Origin of the sequence: Cupriavidus consociatus (genome assembly GCF_017814975.1) — a bacterium.
Classification (GTDB): Bacteria; Pseudomonadota; Gammaproteobacteria; order Burkholderiales; family Burkholderiaceae; genus Cupriavidus; species Cupriavidus consociatus.
In genome coordinates this window covers 300,840-320,360 of sequence record NZ_JAGIQA010000003.1, presented here as the reverse complement: position 1 = coordinate 320,360, position 19,521 = coordinate 300,840, and the positions used below count along the sequence as shown (strand labels likewise).

The 19,521-nt window shown below is 64.8% G+C and carries 15 protein-coding genes; 11 read left to right on the top strand and 4 right to left on the bottom strand.

Annotation, left to right across the window (positions count from 1 at the left end):
• Positions 1–161: 161 nt before the first annotated feature.
• Together J8I82_RS06530 and J8I82_RS06525 are read left to right on the top strand one after the other, a co-directional pair.
• Positions 162–1,328, top strand: coding sequence for a M20 aminoacylase family protein (locus J8I82_RS06530; protein ID WP_209755501.1), 1,167 nt, complete (start codon positions 162–164; stop codon positions 1,326–1,328).
• Positions 1,329–1,470: 142 nt separating this feature from the next.
• Positions 1,471–2,322 (top strand): helix-turn-helix transcriptional regulator, encoded by an 852-nt coding sequence (locus tag J8I82_RS06525; RefSeq protein WP_209755499.1) that lies wholly within the window; start codon positions 1,471–1,473, stop codon positions 2,320–2,322.
• Positions 2,323–2,343: 21 nt separating this feature from the next.
• On the opposite strand, the gene J8I82_RS06520 is transcribed toward J8I82_RS06525, so the two are convergent.
• Complete coding sequence (locus J8I82_RS06520; RefSeq protein ID WP_209755497.1) at positions 2,344–3,567, bottom strand: LamG-like jellyroll fold domain-containing protein; 1,224 nt, start codon at positions 3,565–3,567, stop codon at positions 2,344–2,346.
• 1,185 nt (positions 3,568–4,752) lie between these two features.
• Here J8I82_RS06520 and J8I82_RS06515 point away from each other — a divergent pair.
• The 8 genes from J8I82_RS06515 to J8I82_RS06480 all read left to right on the top strand — a co-directional run bounded on the left by J8I82_RS06515 (position 4,753) and on the right by J8I82_RS06480 (position 17,149).
• Positions 4,753–5,448 carry a haloacid dehalogenase type II gene (locus tag J8I82_RS06515; RefSeq protein WP_209755494.1) on the top strand — a complete coding sequence of 232 codons (696 nt, stop codon included), beginning with the start codon at positions 4,753–4,755 and terminating at the stop codon, positions 5,446–5,448.
• The gene (locus J8I82_RS06510) at positions 5,418–6,512 is read left to right on the top strand and encodes a phosphotransferase (protein ID WP_231942403.1); all 1,095 of its coding nucleotides are present in this window, start codon (positions 5,418–5,420) and stop codon (positions 6,510–6,512) included. The genes J8I82_RS06515 and J8I82_RS06510 overlap by 31 nt, the downstream gene beginning before the upstream one ends.
• 4 nt (positions 6,513–6,516) lie before the next feature.
• On the top strand, positions 6,517–7,869 hold the full coding sequence (locus J8I82_RS06505; protein ID WP_209755492.1) for an aspartate aminotransferase family protein: 1,353 nt from the start codon (positions 6,517–6,519) through the stop codon (positions 7,867–7,869).
• A gap of 31 nt (positions 7,870–7,900) precedes the next feature.
• A complete protein-coding gene (locus J8I82_RS06500) occupies positions 7,901–8,404 on the top strand; it encodes an Lrp/AsnC family transcriptional regulator (protein WP_209755490.1) in 504 nt (167 codons plus the stop codon).
• Positions 8,405–8,992: 588 nt separating this feature from the next.
• Positions 8,993–14,890 carry an excinuclease ABC subunit UvrA gene (gene uvrA / locus J8I82_RS06495; protein WP_209755488.1) on the top strand — a complete coding sequence of 1,966 codons (5,898 nt, stop codon included), beginning with the start codon at positions 8,993–8,995 and terminating at the stop codon, positions 14,888–14,890.
• Positions 14,891–14,997: 107 nt separating this feature from the next.
• Positions 14,998–15,351, top strand: coding sequence for an endonuclease (locus J8I82_RS06490; protein WP_209755486.1), 354 nt, complete (start codon positions 14,998–15,000; stop codon positions 15,349–15,351).
• Positions 15,352–15,474: 123 nt separating this feature from the next.
• Positions 15,475–16,389 carry an endonuclease/exonuclease/phosphatase family protein gene (locus J8I82_RS06485; RefSeq protein WP_209755484.1) on the top strand — a complete coding sequence of 305 codons (915 nt, stop codon included), beginning with the start codon at positions 15,475–15,477 and terminating at the stop codon, positions 16,387–16,389.
• Between the two features lie 7 nt (positions 16,390–16,396).
• A complete protein-coding gene (locus tag J8I82_RS06480) occupies positions 16,397–17,149 on the top strand; it encodes a BON domain-containing protein (RefSeq protein WP_245179473.1) in 753 nt (250 codons plus the stop codon).
• Between the two features lie 101 nt (positions 17,150–17,250).
• On the opposite strand, the gene J8I82_RS06475 is transcribed toward J8I82_RS06480, so the two are convergent.
• From J8I82_RS06475 to J8I82_RS06465, 3 genes are read right to left on the bottom strand one after another with little or no spacing between them, the layout of a single operon-like run.
• On the bottom strand, positions 17,251–17,640 hold the full coding sequence (locus J8I82_RS06475) for a hypothetical protein (protein ID WP_209755483.1): 390 nt from the start codon (positions 17,638–17,640) through the stop codon (positions 17,251–17,253).
• Between the two features lie 52 nt (positions 17,641–17,692).
• Positions 17,693–17,926: a hypothetical protein gene (locus J8I82_RS06470; RefSeq protein ID WP_029049949.1), complete on the bottom strand. Its 234-nt coding sequence runs from the start codon at positions 17,924–17,926 to the stop codon at positions 17,693–17,695.
• A 34-nt stretch (positions 17,927–17,960) separates the two neighbouring features.
• Entirely contained in the window at positions 17,961–18,332 is a 372-nt protein-coding gene (locus J8I82_RS06465) for a BON domain-containing protein (RefSeq protein WP_209755481.1), read from the bottom strand.
• 490 nt (positions 18,333–18,822) lie between these two features.
• Between J8I82_RS06465 and J8I82_RS06460 the strand changes: the two genes are divergently transcribed.
• A complete protein-coding gene (locus tag J8I82_RS06460) occupies positions 18,823–19,521 on the top strand; it encodes a malto-oligosyltrehalose synthase (RefSeq protein WP_431831528.1) in 699 nt (232 codons plus the stop codon).

The window sequence follows — 19,521 nt, the reverse complement described above, 5'->3', positions numbered from 1 at the left end:
AATGCGCAGCGCGCAAGTTTGACCCGAGTGTTGCGGGTGCTTCGCGGAATTTTAGGCACATCAACGCAACGATGTTTCATTTTGGAGCGCCAGTACGCCCGAATTTTGCAGCGGGCCGCTCGTAAGATCCGGGCTGCGCCCCTGCTATTCCAAGGATTCACATGAACGCTGACATCGAACTTCGCGACCTGCTCAGTTCCTGGCGTCACGAACTGCATCGCCACCCGGAAACCGGCTTCGAAGAAGTGAGGACGTCGGATTTCGTGGCGAAGCTGCTGTCCGGCATGGGGATGGAGGTTCATCGCGGCATCGGCGGTACCGGCCTGGTAGCGAGCCTGCGCGTCGGGGACGGACGGGGCGTCATCGGCCTGCGTGCCGACATGGATGCCCTGGCGATCCACGAGAAAGCGCCGGACCGGTCTCATGCCTCGCAGACCGAAGGGAAGATGCACGCATGCGGGCACGACGGCCATATGGCGATGATTCTTGGGGCCGCCAAGCTGCTCGCGGATCGACGGGACTTCAATGGCACGGTGCGCTTCATCTTCCAGCCGGCGGAGGAGCATGGCCGCGGCGCCAAGGCGATGATGCAGGATGGCCTGTTCGAGCGATTCCCGATCGACGCCATTTATGGGGCGCACAATATGCCGGGGCTCCCGGCCGGCAACATCGCAACCCGGGCGGGCGGCATCATGGCCAGCGAAGACAATTTCGTCATTCATGTGAAGGGGCAGGGCACGCATGCGGCCAGGCCGCATATGGGTATCGATCCCATCATGATTGGCGCGGAAATCGTCCTGGCGCTGCAGACTATTGTTTCTCGGAATCTGGATCCCAGCCTTCCGGCGGTGATTTCCTGCACCGAGTTCATCACCGACGGCATTCGCAACGCGATTCCAACGAACGTCATCATCAAGGGTGACACGCGCAGCTACACGCCGGCGGTGCAGTCATTGCTCGAAACGCGGATGCGGGAAATCAGTGAAGGCATCTGCCGCATGCACGGAGCAGCCTGCACCTTCGCGTACACGCACGAGTTCGCGCCGACGGTGAACTGGGAGCAATGCGTGCCGGTCGCGCTTGAAGCGGCGCGGAATATTGTCGGTGAAGATCGCGTCAACGGTTCCGTCGACCCGATGATGATTTCCGAAGACTTCGGCGCATTCCTGCAAGCCGTGCCGGGCGCCTTTGTCTTCATCGGTAACGGCGAATCGGGGACGCCGGGCGGCGTGCCGCTGCACAACAATCGATATGATTTCAACGACGACGTGCTGACCATCGGTGCAAGGTATTTCGCCGAAATTGCGCGCCTGTCGTTGCCGGTCTGACTTTATTGGAGTCGGGCGTCCGCTCTTCGGCCGAACACCGGACGTTGAGCGCCATATACGCAAAGCGGCTTCGCAACGCTACAATCGACATCGCCGTTTCCTTCCATTGCCATGACCTGCTCCGCGCAGGCGAAAGGCCAGGATGCGTCCCCCACCTAGCGCCCTGAAGTCCGAGGACCACAAGCAGCAGGCATTCCGGGATGAAGTGATCCGGTTATACGAGCACGAGCCCGACCTGCATGAACTGCCGGCGCTTCTGTTCGAAAGCGTAGCGGCGCTGACCGGCTGCGACCTGTCTGGCTATACCGAACTGCACCAGGCCAGCGGGGAGTGCCGCGCGCTGTTGTCAGAGCAAGGCGACCCCGGCATGCGCGCCGCATGGGCGCAGGCTTTCGCCGGCAGGCGCGTGCAGGGCCATCCATTTTGGGAATACGACCCGGCGTTCTTTGGCGAACGCGCGCTGCGCGAATCCGATGTGTTCAGCCATGACGAGTTCATGGCGCTACCGGTCGCGCGCGAGGTCTGGTTGCCGTCACGGCTGCACCGGGTGATGGCGGTGGTGATGCAGCACGATGGGTATGTGGTCACGGTGGCCGGCCTGCGCGTAGCGGGCAGCCCGCCGTTCAGCGACGGCGATCGGGAGCGCCTGCAGGCGCTGCGTCCCCATGTGTTGCGCTGCTACCGCCAAGCGCAGCAGCGCACCGTCGCCCGTCTCGGGCCCGCGCAGCGGCTGCGGCTCGCGTTTCCGGCGCTGACGCCGCGCCAGCTTGAGGTCTGCGGCTGGCTGGCGCAGGGCAAGTCGAACGAAGACATCGCGGCCATCCTTGGCGTCAGCGTCGAAACCGTAAAAGTCCATGCGCGCGTCATCTACGACAAGACCGGTGTGGAAGGGCGGCACGCGGTGAGCGCAATCGCCCACACCGTGCCGCCGGTCGGGCAACTGCCGCCGCTATGGACGCTGCGGGAGGCGGCCGCTGAACGGCCAGCCGCCTGACCGCGTGGTGCGCTACGTGCGCTACGTGCGCAACGATGGCTGCTCGGGTGTCTTGCCGGTCAGCGGAGCGCCCAGCGTCTTCAGCGTGCCCTGGCTCGACGGCGGATACACGGTGGCGGCGATATCCGGCAGCGGATCGGTGACGCTGGCGCCAAGTGTGTTCGCGTTATTGACCACCTGGAACGTGGTCAGCGTCGGCACCGCCTGCCACCAAACGCCAGTGGTGGTCTGGACCGGGTTGTCGATCTCGAAGTGCTTGCCGATCGTAGTCTGCTCAGTGATCGACAGTTCCTCGGTGAACGAATCGGAGTATGACAGCGTCAGGTTCACCTTGGCGCTGAACAGCCCGATATCGAACCCCGATTCCAATCCCAGGCTCACGCCCAGCGTTTGCGTTTCACTGTCGGACACACTGACGCCGGTGGTCACGTCGACTTCATAGCCGGTATTGACGCCGGGCTGACCGGTGAGCTCGCATAGCTGCACCCATGCCTGGTTGACGGTGAGGATGGTATAGGTGCTGCTGTCACCGGGAACGACCATGCTGAACGGCGCGTTGGCGGCCACGCTGCCAGGCATCGGCTCATTGACGTAGGTAGGCGAAGGGGGCTGGCTGGAAGCCGCGTAAGGGGTCGACGGCGGCAAATCGAGCGCGACGACGCTGGCGCCGCCGATCAGCACGGCGCCGCTGGGGCCCCAGTTGCTGATGGCTTGAGGCGGCTGCACGGCAAAGCCCTGCGTGGCGGTGTAGTCGGCGCCGTTGGTCAGCAGCACGGACTGCACCATGCCTGAGAACGGGAACGACTCGCCGTCCCAGAACGCGCCGATGTAGGAGGTACCGTTGCCATTGGGTGCCTGCAGCGGATTGCCGGATACCGGCACCGACTGGACCTGTACGCCGTTGACACAGCCGGCCAGGCTCTGCCCTTGCGTCCAGATCATTTCAACCAGGCTCCACTGGTCAGTCGGGATCTCTCCGGCCACGAAGGTGTAGTGGTTGCCGGCGTTGTCCCACACCTCTGGATAGAGCAGCGGCGCGTCGTTGCCCGCGGTGCCGATGCCAAGAACCAGCGACTGGCCCAGCGAGAACACCTTCTGGTTATCGGGCAGACCTGTGCTGTTCACATAGACCCAGGCCAGCACGTGGACCGTGCTGGCGCCCAGGATGATGCCCGGGGCGCCGGCATTGACCTGCACAGCGCCGGGCGAGGAAAAGTCGTATGCACTGACGGTTGGAGCATTCATGGTGTTACCCCTCGGATTTGGACATTCAGGAAGGTCATGAAGCAACGGGAACTCACCCCTGCAACACTCAGCCGCCGTTGTGCTTGTTTGACGGATTTGACGGATGGGAGGAACGTGGCGGCGCGCGATGAGGTCTCCCGCCATCCGTGCAACGGTGCCGCGGCAGGCCAGCGCGCCGCGCACCCGGGGCCAATATAGGATCGCGTCGCGCGCATCGCCATTACTCTTCCGGGGTAGGAAAAAAGCGCCCGGCACGCCGGCCAGGCGCGCAGCGGAAACCCACGAAATTCGTCCCGATCTTGCGCCGCCAAGCGAACGTGATGATGCGCGGCGATCCCGAGGGGAACGAATAGGATTTTTTGCGCCATGGACGCCAGTTCAGCGACTTCCGGATTTCTCGTCCGGCTAGACGGTACGTAGTCCAGCCAATTCGGGTTTGCTGCACAACTGTGAAGAACCGGAATTGGCTGCACTGCGTTTTCCGAAAAATCAATAACTTAACAGTTAATTCCGTCACCGCTCGGCCACGCTCGGCCGTCTTGGAATCAAATTAACTGGACTGCAGTGCAAAGAAGCGCGAATTAGCTGGACTGCTCCGCAGGCGCCATTTTAAGCACATTTCTTCGCTTTCCAACCCATCCCTCGCGAAATCGCTGGCCTACCTCTACCAGAGCGTGTCCCGATAGTCTGGGAGAATCTCAAAGTAGTCTGCGCCGGATGACATAAGTATCTGGCTCACTAATAGGGCGATGCCACGGCGACGTACTGGGGAGAGTCGCCCTACGTTCACTACGTCCATTACGCCCGAGTCTCTTGTGGCTAAAGTGTGCTCTGTATTACTTTTTGTTGCCGGCTGGACCGTGATGACCGTCGCGATGATGCTGCCCACCAGCGTCCCGCTGAAGTAGAAACGTGCTGTCGCCTTCATTACAGATCGGGGACGCAATCCCTAGAGAGTCACATCCCATACACCACGCCTGGGGACACAATCCTAGGCTATCGCCACAACAGGGAGTCGGACGATCATGCCCCGACAAAGTTCGACCTCAACGGACGACGCAGGAAATGCCAGGCATGCTTCAGATTCAAGTGGAAACTGCTTGAGTCTCGCGGCAATAAAGCATCTCCATAGCACTGATATCCATAAAATTGTTTGTATTCGTCCACCTGTAGGAAATTAACCAAATGATATGCAAACCGAAATTCATCAGCTTCGATTGTTACGGAACGCTCATTAACTTCGAAATGGGCCCGACAGCAAAAAAGATTTTCGAAGATCGCGTTCCGACTGATCGGATGAAGGCATTTCTTGACAGCTTTCGATTTTACCGCCTCGACGAAGTATTAGGTGAGTGGAAACCTTTCTTTGACGTTGTTGAAAACTCCATTCAACGGGCGTGCAAGGCACACGGCGTTGAATATCGTTCATCTGATGCGGTCGCATTGTACGACGCGGTCCCGACCTGGCAGCCCCATCCGAACGTCGTTGAGGTGCTTGAGGCAATCGCTCCACACATCCCGCTGGTGATCCTCTCAAACTCGATGGTCGATTTGATTCCACATAGCGTCGCGCACCTCAAGGCACCCTTCCACGCTGTTTACACCGCCGAGGAAGCACGCGCCTACAAACCGCGGGCTCAAGTGTTCGAATATATGTTCGATCAGCTCGGCTGCGGACCAGACCAGATGATGCACGTCTCGTCGAGCTTTCGTTATGACCTGATGACGGCGTCCGATCTGGGATTCATGGCCAAGGCGTTCATCGATCGAGGTCACGAGCCCACCTCCGACAGCTATGGTGTCAACAGGTTGACCGATGTTCGCCAACTTCCCGGTTTACTTGGACTTGAATGCCTGCTTCCGACCGCGACGATGAAATGAGACGCATGATGCCGGAGAATCGTCCGATTGCGGCAGCGGCGTTGAGCACAGCGGCGCCCAGCCTTGTTCTAGACGAAGTGGGAGCCTTGGTCAGCCGTCTCTACGGTATCGATGGCAGCGTCAAATCACTGGCAGGTGAACGAGACCAGAATTGTTGCATAGAGACGGCGGACGGCGCTCGGTACGTTGTCAAGATCAGCAATCCATCGGAGCCAGTTTCGGTGGTCGACTTCCAGATCGCTGCGCTCAACCACATCGCCCGCGTCTCGCCCGACCAGCCAGTGCCGCGAGTCGTGCGGACGCTTAGCGGACGTACGCGCGACACTGTGGCATTAGCCGGCGGGCTTCAAACCACCGTGCGGATGCTTACCTATCTCGACGGCGTCCAGATCCGGGAGACCCCCCGGACCGCCGCGCAGCGTCGGGCAATGGGGACAGTGCTCGCCAATTTAAACCTCGCGTTGCGCGATTTCACGCATCCTTCCGCGATGCACAATCTGCTCTGGAATGTTTCCGCAGCGCACCGGCTGACAGCCAAGCTAGATGGCATCGTGGACGCCCCGCGTCGCGCGCTCGCTGAGTCGTTCATGACGCGCTTCACCGACCATGTCCTGCCGCGTCTCGCCGCGGTGAGGGCGCAGGTAATCCACAACGACTACCACTTCTACAACGTTCTGGTCGCACCCGACGATCATGAACGCATTCTGGGGATTATCGACTTCGGCGACATGCTGTATGCGCCGCTGGTCGGCGAGGTGGCTACAGCGGCGGCCTTTCATATGACTGGCAACGCCGATCCGTTCGACGGGCCAGCGCAGTTCGTCGGAGCCTATCACGCGACGCTGCCGCTTAGCGAAATCGAGCAGGACATCGTCACCGATCTCATGGCGACGCGCCACCTGATCACAGCGCTGATTTCGGAATGGCGCGCTGCCCGCTACCCCGAGAACCGGGCCTACATCATGCGCCACAATCCCGCAGCATGGGAAGCGCTGTCTCAGATGGCCGATCTCTCCCGCAATGAGGCCCGCGACCGACTACTAACCGAAGTACGAAAAGGATAAGTGAATGAAAAGTACCACTGACCTCAACATGGTCAACGCCTATATCCCCGGACGTGCCAACGTGGGACCTGTCACTGCGGCGATGATCGATCGGCGCGATGCATTGCTCGGCCCGGCATATCGGCTGATGTACGAACATCCGCTTCACATCGTGCGCGGCGAAGGCGTGTGGCTGATCGATCCGGAAGGTCGCCGTTACCTCGACGTTTACAGCAACGTCGCGTCACTTGGGCATTGTCACCCGGCGGTGACCGAGGCGATATGCAGGCAAGTGCAGACCCTCGCGACCAACACCCGCTATCTGCACGACACGATTCTTGAACTGGCCGAACGCCTGCTCGCGAGCGTGCCTGAGACCAACCTTGCACATCTCATGTTGACCTGCACGGGCAGCGAGGCAAACGACCTTGCCTATCGCATCGCCAAGGTCCGCACCGGTGGCAGGGGCGTGATCGTGACCGAAACTGCCTATCATGGCTTCACCGACGCAGTGTCGCAATTCTCGCCATCACTCGGCGTGACAGTCGATCTCGGCGCCCACGTTCGCCTGGTCCCGGCACCGCGTCTCTATCATGCTGAGGGTGCTGACCTCTCCGAGCGCTTCACGCGCGATGTCGAGGCGGCGATCGCCGATCTTCGGCGTCACGGCATCAAGCCTGCGGCACTGCTTGTCGATTCCCTGTTCACCAGCGACGGCATCCTTCCTGGACCAGCGGGCTTTTTGAAAGGCGCGGTCGACGCGATCAAGCGGGCTGGCGGCCTTTTCATCGCCGACGAGGTCCAGCCCGGCTTCGGCCGGACGGGCGAGCATATGTGGGGTTTTCAGCGTCACGGTGTCATCCCCGACATCGTCACCCTCGGCAAGCCGATGGGCAATGGACAACCTGTCGCGGGACTGCTGGCCACCGCTGACGCGCTGGCAGAATTCGGCAAAAACTCAAGATACTTCAACACGTTCGCCGGCAATACCGTATCGTGCGCGGCTGCGCTGGCGGTATTGGATACGATCGAGAAAGAAGGCCTGGTGCAGCATGCCGCCAGGGTCGGGAATATCCTGCGCAACGGCATCGCCGATCTTGCCACCCGGCACGAGGCCATTGGTGACGTGCGTGGCGTGGGCCTGTTCGTCGGCGTGGAACTTGTCTCGGACCGCGCATCGCGAACGCCCGATCGCGAGCTCACCACCCGGGTAGTCAATCGAATGCGTGACAAGGGCGTCTTGCTCAGCGCCTGTGCGATGGGGCACAACGTGCTCAAGATTCGACCGCCACTGGTGCTGTCAGCGGAACAAGCCGGCATCGTGATCGAAACGCTCGACGAAGCGCTAACCGCAGTGCAATCGGCAAAACCGAGGTAACCGGGACCGACACTGATGGTAGTATCGACTCATGCGATCTTCAGCTTCCCTCGACCAGTTTGACATCAAGATTCTTGTGCATCTTCAGCGCGAGGGACGCTGTTCGAATGTCGATCTGGCCGGTGCCATTGGCCTCAGTGAGAGCCCATGTCTCCTCCGTACGAAACGGCTTCAGGAAATCGGCGTGATCCGTGGCTACCGCGCGGAGGTCGCACTGGAGAAGCTGGGCAGCCACGTAATCGTGTTTTCCGAGGTGACTATCAGCAGCCATCGGCCTCACGATTTCCGTAAATTCGAAGCAGGGGCTGGCAAGTACCAAGAAATCGTCGAATGCTACAACGTCAGTGGCGGTTACGATTACCTTCTGAAAGTCGTGGCGCCTAATATCGCCTATTTTCAGGCGCTCATGGAGCGGCTGTTGAAAGATGATATCGGGATCGAGAACTTTTCCAGCCGGATCGTATTGCGCAAGCCACTTGACCAACGCGGATATCCAGTGAGTATTATCGCAACCGGAAAGCCAGATTGGGAGTGATGAGGTGACGCACTGGCGCATGAAATTTGGCGCCGTGCGTCACTATGGAGTCCGTGCTGAAACTCAACGTCCGTCAGGCTGTGACCCACACCTTGCGCACGGTCTCAAGGTTGCGCCAGGTGCCGACGTAGCCCGGCTTCATGATGAAGCTTCGCCTGCCTCGTAGATTAAGAGTGAGGCCTGACCGGGGACGCGGCTGCTAAGCACGTCGACTTCAGCCCTCGCTCCGCGCAAACCGCAACAAATTCACATTCATCCGAAACACAGACGGGGTCGAAAATGACCCTCACCTTGGAGAGCCTCGCCCACATCGGGCTGCGCGGCAATCCAGCCAATTCCGGATTTCTGATCCAACAAAAGCGCACGTAGTCCGGTTAATTCCGGTTTCCTACACAACGGCGTCATCCAGACCGATACGAATCCTTTTCGAAACTGTTACACTGTATGGATGTACAGTGTATGGGCCAGGCCTTCGCGGACCTGCGCAGGCGCTGTGCTATGGTGGTTTGCTCCAGGCCCGCCTGACCCATCGCCACCCGCCGTCCACGCCTGTCCCTCCCTTAACGCATTGATCCGAAAGAAAAAATCGTGTCGAGCAAGCAGCTGATTCGCATTCGCGGCGCCCGCCAGCACAACCTCAAGGATGTCGACCTCGACCTGCGCCCCGGCGAGATGACCGTGGTGACCGGGCCGTCCGGCTCGGGCAAGTCGAGCCTGGTGTTCGACACGCTCTATGCCGAGGGCCAGCGCCGCTACGTCGAGACCTTCAGCGCCTACGCGCGCCAGTTCCTGGACCGGATGGATCGCCCGCAGGTCGAGCGCGTCGACGGCGTGCCGCCAGCGATCGCCATCGACCAGACCAACCCGGTGCGCAGTTCGCGCTCGACGGTTGGCACGATGACCGAGCTGAACGACCACCTGAAGCTGCTGTATGCGCGCGCGGCGGAGCTGTTCGACAAGCAGACCGCGCTGCCGGTGCGCCATGATTCGCCGGAGACGATCTACGGCGAACTGCTGGCGCGCACGGCGCAAGGGCAGCCGCACCACGATGCGCGGCTGGTGGTGACGTTCCCGGTGGAACTGCCGGAATCGACGACCGAGGAAGAGGTACAGCAGTGGCTCTCCGTCAGCGGCTACACGCGCGTGCAGGCGCAGCGCGTGATGCAGTCGCCCAGCGGGGCGCGCAAGCTGCTGGACGTGGTGGCCGACCGTTTCCGCATCGGCAATGCCGAAAAGGTGCGCGTGGTGGAGGCGATCGAAGCCTCGCTCAAGCGCGGCGGCGGACGCGTCAACATCTACGTGCTGGCCGATGGCGACGAAGGCCCCGTGTGGCGCTTCTCCACCGGCCTGCATAGCCCGGAGAGCGACCTGCGCTATGCCGATCCCCAACCCGCGCTGTTCTCGTTCAACTCCGCCTACGGCGCCTGCGAAACCTGCCGGGGCTTTGGCCGCGTGATCGGGGTCGACCTCGGGCTGGTCATTCCCGACGCGCGCAAGTCGCTGCGCGAAGGCGCGATCAAGCCGATGCAGACCCCGGCCTGGAAAGAGTGCCAGGACGACCTGATGCGCTACGCCGGCAAGGCCGGCATCCCGCGCGACACGCCCTGGGCCGACATGACCGAGGCCGAGCGCCACTGGGTCGTCCATGGCTCGCCCGACTGGAACGGCCAGTGGAACAAGCAGTGGTACGGCGTGATGCGGTTCTTCAGCTACCTGGAGTCGAAGGCGTACAAGATGCACATCCGGGTGCTGCTGTCCAAGTACCGCAGCTACACCCCGTGCGAAACCTGCGGCGGCGCGCGCCTGAAGACCGAATCGCTGCTGTGGCGCCTGGGCTCGAAGGACAATGCCGACGTCGTGCTGGCAGCCGGACGCCGTTTCCTGCCGCGCGGGGTGGACTGGAACCGCACCCAGCTCGAAGCGTTGCCGGGCCTGACCTTACACGACCTGATGCTTTTGCCGATCGATCGCATCCGCCGCTTCTTCGATGCGCTGACGTTGCCCAGCGCGATGCTGGACGACGCCCTCAAGCTGCTGCTGGCCGAAGTGCGCACGCGGCTCAAGTACCTGTGCGACGTCGGTCTTGGCTACCTGACGCTGGACCGCCAGAGCCGCACGCTCTCCGGCGGCGAAGTGCAGCGGATCAACCTGACCACTGCGTTAGGCACCTCGCTGGTCAACACGCTGTTCGTGCTGGACGAGCCCAGCATCGGCCTGCACCCGCGCGACCTCAACCGCATCGTCGAGGCCATGCACCGGCTGCGCGACGCGGGCAACACGCTGGTGGTGGTCGAGCACGACCCTTCGGTGATGCTTGCCGCGGACCGCCTGATCGACATGGGCCCCGGCCCCGGCGAGCGCGGCGGCAATATCATGTTCGACGGCACGCCATCCGATATCCGCAATGCCGACACGCTGACCGGCGCTTACCTCGGCGGGCGCCGCCGCGTGGCCGATGCCTCGCACTGGCAACGCCGCCCCGTCGACGACGCGCTGCCGCGCATCGTGCTGGAAGGCGCGACCGAACACAACCTGCAGGACGTCACCGTCGAGATCCCGCTGCAGCGGCTGGTGTGCGTGACCGGCGTGTCCGGCTCGGGCAAGTCCACGCTGCTGCAGGACGTGCTGTATCCGGCGATGGCGCGGCATTTCGGCAAGGCGACGGAATCGCCGGGGGCGTACCGCAAGCTGGCCGGCGCGGAACGGGTCGATGACGTGGTATTCGTCGACCAGTCGCCGATCGGCAAGACCGCGCGCTCCAACCCGGCCAGCTATGTGGGCGCATTCGACGAGATCCGCAAGATCTTTGCCAAGGCGCCGATGGCGCTGCAGCGCAGCTATACCGCGGGCACGTTCAGCTTCAATTCCGGCGACGGGCGCTGCCCGACCTGCGGCGGCTCGGGCTTCGAGCACGTCGAAATGCAGTTCCTCAGCGACGTCTACCTGCGCTGCCCGGATTGCGACGGCACCCGCTATCGCCCCGAAGTGCTGGAGGTGAAGATCGAGCGCGCCATCGCCGGGCAGCCGCCGCGCGCGCTCAGCATTGCCGACGTGCTGGAACTGACCGTCAGCGAAGCGGCGTCGTATTTCGCCGGCGATGCCGCGGTGCTGCGCGTGCTCCAGCCCATTGTCGATGTCGGCCTCGAATACATGAAGCTGGGCCAGCCCGTGCCGACGCTGTCGGGCGGCGAGGCGCAGCGCCTGAAGCTGGCGGGTTTCCTTGCCGAAGCCGCGCAGGCCACGCCGTCGCGCACGCGCGCCAGCACGCTGCCGCGCCGCCTGTTCATGTTCGACGAGCCGACCACGGGTTTGCACTTCGACGATATCGCCAAGCTGATGCTGGCCTTCGGCAAGCTGCTCGACAGCGGCCATTCGCTGATCGTGATCGAGCACAACCTCGACGTGATCCGCGCCGCCGACTGGCTGATCGACCTGGGCCCCGAAGGCGGCGATGCCGGCGGCCGTGTGGTCTGCACCGGCACGCCCGAAGACGTGAAGGGCTGCGCCGGCTCGCATACCGGCCAGGCGCTGAAACACTATGACGCCGCGCTTGGCGAAGCCGGCGCGCTTGCCGCGGAACGTGCCGCCGGCGCCGAGTCCGAGGGCGTGCCGCTGCAGGCGGTTTTGCAGGCGCGCCGCGCGCGCCGCGAGGTCGAGGGCGAGGACGTGGTGCGCATCGTCAACGCGCACGAGCACAACCTGAAGTCGCTCAACGTCGATATCCCGCACGGCAAGTTCAACGTGGTCACCGGGGTGTCCGGCTCGGGCAAGTCGACGCTGGCGTTCGACATCCTGTTCCACGAAGGCCAGCGGCGCTACCTGGAATCGCTCAACGCCTATGCGCGCTCGATCGTGCAGCCGGCGGGCCGACCCGAGGTCGATGCGGTCTACGGCATCCCGCCCACCGTCGCGATCGAGCAGCGCCTGTCGCGCGGCGGCCGCAAGAGCACGGTGGCGACCACCTCGGAAGTCTGGCACTTCCTGCGCCTGCTATACGTCAAGCTGGGCATCCAGCACTGCGTGCATGACGGCGCGCCGGTGACGTCGCAGAGCCCGGAATCGATCGCCGCGCAGCTGCTGCGCGACCATCGCGGCCAGCACGTCGGTTTCCTGGCGCCGCTGGTGGTCAACCGCAAGGGCGTCTATACCGACCTGGCCAAATGGGCCAAGGCGCGCGGCAATACGCACCTGCGTGTCGATGGCGAGTTCCTGCCGGTCGATCCGTGGCCGCGCCTGGACCGGTTCCGCGAGCACACCATCGAACTGCCGGTCGGCGACCTGGTCATCACGCCCGAGAACGAGCAGCCGCTGCGCGCACTGCTGGCGCAGGCCCTGGAAGCGGGCAAGGGCGTGATGCACCTGCTGGCGCCGCTCGATGGGCTGGACCATGCCATGACCAACGGCGGCACCGCGCACGTGGGCGAGGTCAAGGTGTTCTCGACCAAGCGCGCCTGCCCTGAGTGCGGCACCAGCTATCCGGAACTCGATCCGCGCATGTTCTCGTACAACAGCAAGCACGGCTGGTGCGGCAGCTGCGTCGGCACCGGCCTGGCGCTGACGCGCGAGCAGCGCGCGGCGTTCGACGATACCGTGCTGGCCGACGACAACCGCGGCCGCGAGCAGAGCCTGCCGTCGGAGGAGCTGGAACCGGAAGGCGTGGGCGAAGCGCCATGCCCCGACTGCCACGGCACGCGTCTGAACCCGGTGGCGCGCGCGGTCACGTTCGACACGCAGGCTATCGTCGACGTGGCGCAATGGACCGTGTCCGATACCCGCCGCTGGGTCGACGGCCTGCGCCTGGCCGGCCGCGACGCCGAGATCGCGCGCGACGTGGTCAGCGAGATCGGCAGCCGGCTGCAGTTCCTGGAAGAAGTGGGCCTGGGTTACCTGAGCCTGGACCGCGCCGCGCCGAGCCTGTCCGGCGGCGAAGCCCAGCGCATCCGCCTCGCGGCGCAGCTCGGCAGCAATCTGCAGGGCGTGTGCTACGTGCTGGACGAGCCCACCATCGGCCTGCACCCGCGCGACAACCAGATCCTGCTCGACGCGCTGCGCAAGCTGGGCGACAAGGGCAACACGCTGGTGGTGGTCGAGCATGACGAAGACACCATCCGCCGCGCCGACCACATCATCGACATCGGGCCCGGCGCGGGCAAGCGCGGCGGCACGCTGGTGGCCCAGGGCGGCGTGGCCGAGCTTGCCGCGGCGCCGGCTTCCACCACCGGCCAGTTCCTGGCGCAGCCGATCATCCACCCGCTGCAGGCGCGCCGCCCGGTGCAGCCGGGCGCGGCCGGCAAGCCGGCTGATCCGGCTGAATGGCTGTCCGTGCACGGCGCTTCGCTGCATAACCTGCGCAACGTCACCGCGCGCATCCCGCTGTCGCGGCTGGTGGCGATCACCGGCGTGTCGGGCTCGGGCAAGTCGACGCTGGCGCGCGACGTGCTGATGACCAACCTGCTCGACGCGGTGGGCCGTTCGGTGCTGTCGTCGCCGGCCACGCGCCGCGCGCGCAATGCGGCGAAGGAAGAGGCCAAGGAGGCTAAGGCGGGCAAGTCGGTGGCAAGGAAGCCGCTCAAGGTCGATCACGACTGGTATGGCTGCGACGCCATCACCGGCTGGGAACCGATCGACCGCGTGCTCGAAGTCGACCAGACCCCCATCGGCAAGACCCCGCGTTCGTGCCCGGCCACGTATATCGGCGTATGGGACACGATCCGCCGGTTGTTCGCCGATACGCTGGAGGCGCGTGCGCGCGGCTATACCGCGTCGCGCTTCTCGTTCAACACCGGCGATGGCCGCTGCCCCGCGTGCGAAGGGCAGGGCGTGCGCACCATCGGCATGAGCTTCTTGCCGGACGTGAAAGTGCCATGCGACGTCTGCCACGGTCAGCGCTTCAATCCCGAGACGCTTGCTGTCACCTGGCGCGGCAAGAACATCGGCGACGTGCTGACCATGGAGATCGACGAAGCGGTGGAATTTTTTGCGTCGATGTCCAATATTGCGCACCCGCTGCAGCTGATGAAGGACGTGGGGCTGGGCTACCTGACGCTGGGCCAGCCGTCGCCGACGCTGTCCGGCGGCGAGGCGCAGCGCATCAAGCTGGTCACCGAGCTGAGCAAGGTGCGCGACGACATCACGCGCCGCGGCCAGAAGGCCCCGCATACGCTGTACGTGCTGGACGAGCCGACTGTCGGCCTGCACATGGCCGATGTGGCGCGCCTGATCCGCGTGCTGCACCGCCTGACCGACGGCGGCCACAGCGTGGTGGTGATCGAGCATGACCTCGACGTGATCGCCGAGGCCGACTGGATCATCGACCTGGGACCGGAAGGCGGCGCGGGCGGCGGCACCATCGTCGGCGCAGCCGATCCGGAGTCGCTGGCGCGGATCCAGGCCAGCCATACCGGCGCGGCCCTGGTGCCGGTGCTGGCGCGTGGCAAGGCCGGCACGCAGCAGGCCGGCGCGCGGGGCAAGCTCAGCATGGCCTGAGCCGCTTGCCGCAAGCGAAGGGCGTAGCGCGGGCCACACGGCACGGGCACGGCTTTCGCTTGCTCATGGTTACTGGCGCGCACATCGCGCCCTGAACGGAGGTAACCATGAAGCATATCCGACCCAGCCGACTCCTCGCCGCCGTCGCGCTCGCCGCCGCCGCGATTCCCGCCATGGCGCAGATGACGCCCGGCACGCCGCGCGGCAGCTATGACCCTTATTCGCAGGGCGCGCGCAGCACAGACAAGTTCGATCCCTACACGCAGGGCGCCAACGCTCCTACGCGCCAGGACCTCGCGCCCGCGCCCGAGGCCCAGCCCTCTACCGTGCCGGCGCAGCCTGGCATGGTCAGCCAGCCCATGCAGCGCACGCCTGATCCATACATGGAAGGGACGCGCTGGGTCAGCCCGGAACTGGGCCGCCGTCTTGGCCCGCGCAGCCAGTTCCTGGACGGTGCCTGATGTCGAGCGCCTGACAAGGCAATTTTCGCAACGGCCGCTTGCCACGTGCGCGGCATCATGCCGGCGCACGGGCAACGGCCTTTCCAGCCTTTCCAGCCTTTCCAGTCGGGAGGCCGCGGCAAAATGCGAATGCAACCGGACTTACCGCCTCTTGTAATTCCTGCGCAAGCGCGCGGACTTCACAGCGCGCAAGCGGCCAACGACCAGCTGAGCGTGCCGGATGCCAGTCAGGCCCTGCACTGCGGCCCCGTGCACTCTGCCGGCCTCGCGCGCATGACGGTGGTCAGCTACAACATCCATCGTGCCGTCGGCACCGATCGCCGCTACCGGCCCGACCGGATCGCCGCCGTGCTGGAAGAACTCGGCGCCGATATCGTCGCGCTGCAGGAAGTCGAGTCGGGCAGCAGCAACGACCACACGCTCGAATACCTGGCGGGGCACACCGGCATGCACGTGGTGTCGGGCTTTACCCGCGTGCGCGGCAATGCGGATTTTGGCAATGCGTTGCTGACGCGTTTCGCGCCGCAGGCGGTCAACCAGCTCGACCTCACGGTGAAGGGCTGCGAGGCGCGTGGCGCGATCGACGTTACGCTTGCCTGTACCGCATCGGGGCACGCCAGCGCGCTGCGCGTCATTGCCACGCACCTGGGCCTGCGCCCCGGCGAACGGCGCCATCAGGTGCAGCAACTGCTGAACTACGTGGCCGCGGCGCCGCCATTGCCCACCATCCTGCTGGGCGACGTCAACGAGTGGTTCTTGTGGGGACGTCCGCTGCGCTGGCTGCACGCATATTTCGAACACACCCCGCACACGGCGACGTTTCCCTCGCGCATGCCGATATTCGCGCTGGACCGGATCTGGGTTTCGCCGCGCGCGCAACTGGTGTCGGTGGCCAGCCACCGCTCGCCGCTGGCGCGCGTTGCCTCGGACCACCTGCCGTTGCTGGCCTGCTTCGAGGTGCCGCTGGCAGAAGCCTCATCCGCCGCCGCGGACCCGGAAATCCGTACCGAAGCATCGGCAAACACAGGGAAAACATAGGAGCACGATGATGAGACAGAGCGACGACAACTACTTGCGCAGGCGCCCCGACAAGCAGTATGGGGGCAACGAGCAGGGCTACAGCGGCATTCCGGCTCAGTCGCGCAACCGGCGCCAGCGGGAACTCAGCGGTGGTCGCTACGGCAATGCCGCAGAGCGGCTGCCGCGCGACCAGACCCAGGACGTGACGCCAGGGGACGAAGAGTGGTATGGGCTGTACGTCGAAGAATGGCGCTGGCCGGCCGAGCGCACTTATGCCGGCAGCGGGGGTGACGACGGCCGCTACGAGGACGAATGGTCGCGGCGCAGCCCAGCGGGCGCGGGCCGCGGCCGCTACGCGCGCGATGACCGCGGTGGAGGCTATCGCGGCTATGGTGGCGGCTATGACGAGCCGGAACGCTATGGCTACCGCTGGCAGGACGAGCGCTATGAGCGCGAGGCACGCGGGTATGGCGACTACGGCGACATCGGCGACGAGTGGGACGCCAGCTTGCAACGCCGTCGCGCCGGCCCACGCAACTACCGGCGCGATGACGACCGCATCCACGATGAGGTCTGCAACCGGCTGGCGCGCGATGACGAGCTCGATGTCAGCGACGTTGAAGTCCGCGTGCAGGAAGGCGTGGTGACGCTGGAGGGCAAGGTCAACGATCGCCACACCAAGTACGATATCGAGGAAATTGCGGAGCGCGTGTTTGGCGTGCAGGACGTGATCAACCACATCCGCGTGCAGCGCTACGGGTTGCTGGCTTCGGAATAAGGACGGGAGAACGCGCGAGAGCGCGGGAGAGGGTCGAGGGCCGCGGGGAAGGGCGGCGACGCAGCGAACCTGCGCCGCCGCCCTTTTTGTTGGCCTGCGCTTCAGTCCTCGTTGCGCCGGGACGGGTGCGGCGGGTGCTCGTCGCGATCGTCGGTGCGGTCGGCCTTGTCGACCGGCACCTCGGCCGGAAGTCCTTCGGCCGCGCGTACCACTTCGTCGGCAATCTCTTCTTCCGGGATTTCGTCTTCCGGCGGCATGTGCGCGTCTTCGTCGCGCTGCTCGATCTCGCTCTCGATATCGTTGGTCTCTTGCTCGAGATCCGGATCCAGCGTGCTGGGGATATTGCCGGCCTGCGAGCGCGCGGCGCCTGTCGCGGTCTTGTCGCGCGGGCGGCCGCCGCCGGCGGAAGCTTGCGCGCCGTCGCGCCGCGTGCCGCTGGTGCTGCCGACACGGTCCCCGTCGCGGGCGCCGGTACGTACGGTCTTGCTCATGCTCTCTCCTTGGGTCTTTCCCGCGCGATCCGGTGTGACCTCGCGGCAGCGCTCAGGTGTTCTCCACCGGGGGTTCGCTTTCCTCCGGGTTGCCGCCGCGGCGCCTGACCGAAGGCGGCTCGCCGTTCTCGTCGGGAATGTCGTGCTCGCGCTCGACGTCGTGGCGGCGGTCGCGTCCCGGCTTGCCGCGCTCGTGTTCGGTGTCGGGTCCGCCCTTGTGCGGGTCAGGCCGCGGCTCGCTGCGGCGCCGGGTGGTGTCATGGTCGGGTTGGCGATGGGTACTCATGGTGTCTCCAGGGCAATTCATGGCGGTATCAGCGTTAATCCGTACCGGCACGCAGTTCGTCGGATACCGCGGTCACGCCGCGTACCGAGCGCGCCAGCTCCATGGCCATGACGCGCTGCTTGTCGTCTCGCACCGAGCCTTCGAGCTTGACGACGCCGTCCATGGTCGACACGCGGATCTTCGCCGGGTCGAGCGTGCGGGCGTTCGCCAGGCGTGCACGGACTTCCGAGGTAATGGCGCGGTCGTTGGCGATCTCGGTGTCGCGCGGCGCGGCGGTGCGGCCCGTCGAGGATGGGGCCGCCGGGGCATCGGCGGGACCGGCGGACACTCCCGGCGCAACTACCATGGCCAGTACCGCCAGCGGCAGCGCCAGGCGGCGAATGCGGGAGCGAGTACGTAAATTCATGGCGATCCTCCTGTCCTACTGTAGGGCGCACCGTACTGCATGAGCGACGGGCTGCGCAACGTTGCCCGCACCCGCTCCCAGACCTGCAAGCTCCGTTCCCGCCGTCCCCAAGTGCACGTTGTAGCCGTTGTGCGCCTTGCGCCGCAGCGTGGCGGACCTTCCGGCGGCGCTTCGCCCACGGTGGGCGCCGTACTTTTTACAGTAGCTGCAGAAAGTGCATGCGTCTCGCGGCGAGCGTGAATGGTGTCGCCGGGGCCGCCCGCCGCGCAGGCACACGGACCAGTGGCGCGCCGCTTGCGTACCGTCGTGTGCTTGCGTGCGGACCTGTCTATAGTGAAAGCAATGCTGGCCAAAACTGGCGTACGGCATGTGCCGCCGAGCACAACCCGCCACGCCGGCCCCACGCCGCGGCGGCCCCGTTTGCCGCGTGCCGACGGGCCCTCAGCGCAGCCGGCCGGGGGGAGCGGCACATCCTGTTGCGAGGGTAGAAATGAATTTCGCCAGCATCCTGTCCACCGTCATCCTGGCTTCGTCAGTGTCGGTTTCTTCGGCGCCGGTCGAACGCCAGCTGCTCGCGATCACCCCACTGGACTTCGCCCAGCGCTTTAATACAGTCGCGCAGGACACGGGCTCGGGTTTGACGCTGCCCAGTTTCAAGATCAAGCCTGGCTGGCACCGCGCCGCGCCGAGTTCCGGCGTTTCGGTGCTGGTGCGTGCGAGCCGTTCCGGCTATGCGCTCGATGAAGTGGTGGTGGTCTGCCGCGAAGTCGAGCGCTGCTTCCTGACGATCTGCACTGCTGCGCTTGCGATCGACGACAGCGTCAACCCAATGCTGCTGCAGCGCTTTATCGTGGCGCGCATTGCCACCGAACTCGGCGAAGTGGGTCTGGTCATGTCCGGGCTGGCCTATATCGTGGTGACGCCGAAGGAAGACGACTACGTCGCCGTCGTGATCCGGCCCTACCTGCCGCAGGACCGCAGCGCCTCGCCCAGCCAGGCGCAGCGCGACCCGCCTGCCGGAGCCGAGCCATTCCATCATGGACAGGCGGACCCGCATGATCCGCACGGTCTGCAGGGTCCGCATGGACCGCATGGGCGGCCTGGGCCGTATGCGGCGCCGGGCGCCCCGCGCCCGCCGCTGACCCCGATCGCCTCGCGAGCCCCGCTTCCGCACATGCCCCGCTTGTAA

Coding starts and splice junctions, on each gene's coding strand:
- J8I82_RS06530 (WP_209755501.1), top strand. CDS start 162: ATGAACGCTGACATCGAACTTCGCGACCTGCTCAGTTCCTGGCGTCAC.
- J8I82_RS06525 (WP_209755499.1), top strand. CDS start 1,471: ATGCGTCCCCCACCTAGCGCCCTGAAGTCCGAGGACCACAAGCAGCAG.
- J8I82_RS06520 (WP_209755497.1), bottom strand. CDS start 3,567: ATGAATGCTCCAACCGTCAGTGCATACGACTTTTCCTCGCCCGGCGCT.
- J8I82_RS06515 (WP_209755494.1), top strand. CDS start 4,753: ATGATATGCAAACCGAAATTCATCAGCTTCGATTGTTACGGAACGCTC.
- J8I82_RS06510 (WP_231942403.1), top strand. CDS start 5,418: ATGCCTGCTTCCGACCGCGACGATGAAATGAGACGCATGATGCCGGAG.
- J8I82_RS06505 (WP_209755492.1), top strand. CDS start 6,517: ATGAAAAGTACCACTGACCTCAACATGGTCAACGCCTATATCCCCGGA.
- J8I82_RS06500 (WP_209755490.1), top strand. CDS start 7,901: ATGCGATCTTCAGCTTCCCTCGACCAGTTTGACATCAAGATTCTTGTG.
- J8I82_RS06490 (WP_209755486.1), top strand. CDS start 14,998: ATGAAGCATATCCGACCCAGCCGACTCCTCGCCGCCGTCGCGCTCGCC.
- J8I82_RS06485 (WP_209755484.1), top strand. CDS start 15,475: ATGCGAATGCAACCGGACTTACCGCCTCTTGTAATTCCTGCGCAAGCG.
- J8I82_RS06480 (WP_245179473.1), top strand. CDS start 16,397: ATGATGAGACAGAGCGACGACAACTACTTGCGCAGGCGCCCCGACAAG.
- J8I82_RS06475 (WP_209755483.1), bottom strand. CDS start 17,640: ATGAGCAAGACCGTACGTACCGGCGCCCGCGACGGGGACCGTGTCGGC.
- J8I82_RS06470 (WP_029049949.1), bottom strand. CDS start 17,926: ATGAGTACCCATCGCCAACCCGACCATGACACCACCCGGCGCCGCAGC.
- J8I82_RS06465 (WP_209755481.1), bottom strand. CDS start 18,332: ATGAATTTACGTACTCGCTCCCGCATTCGCCGCCTGGCGCTGCCGCTG.
- J8I82_RS06460 (WP_431831528.1), top strand. CDS start 18,823: ATGAATTTCGCCAGCATCCTGTCCACCGTCATCCTGGCTTCGTCAGTG.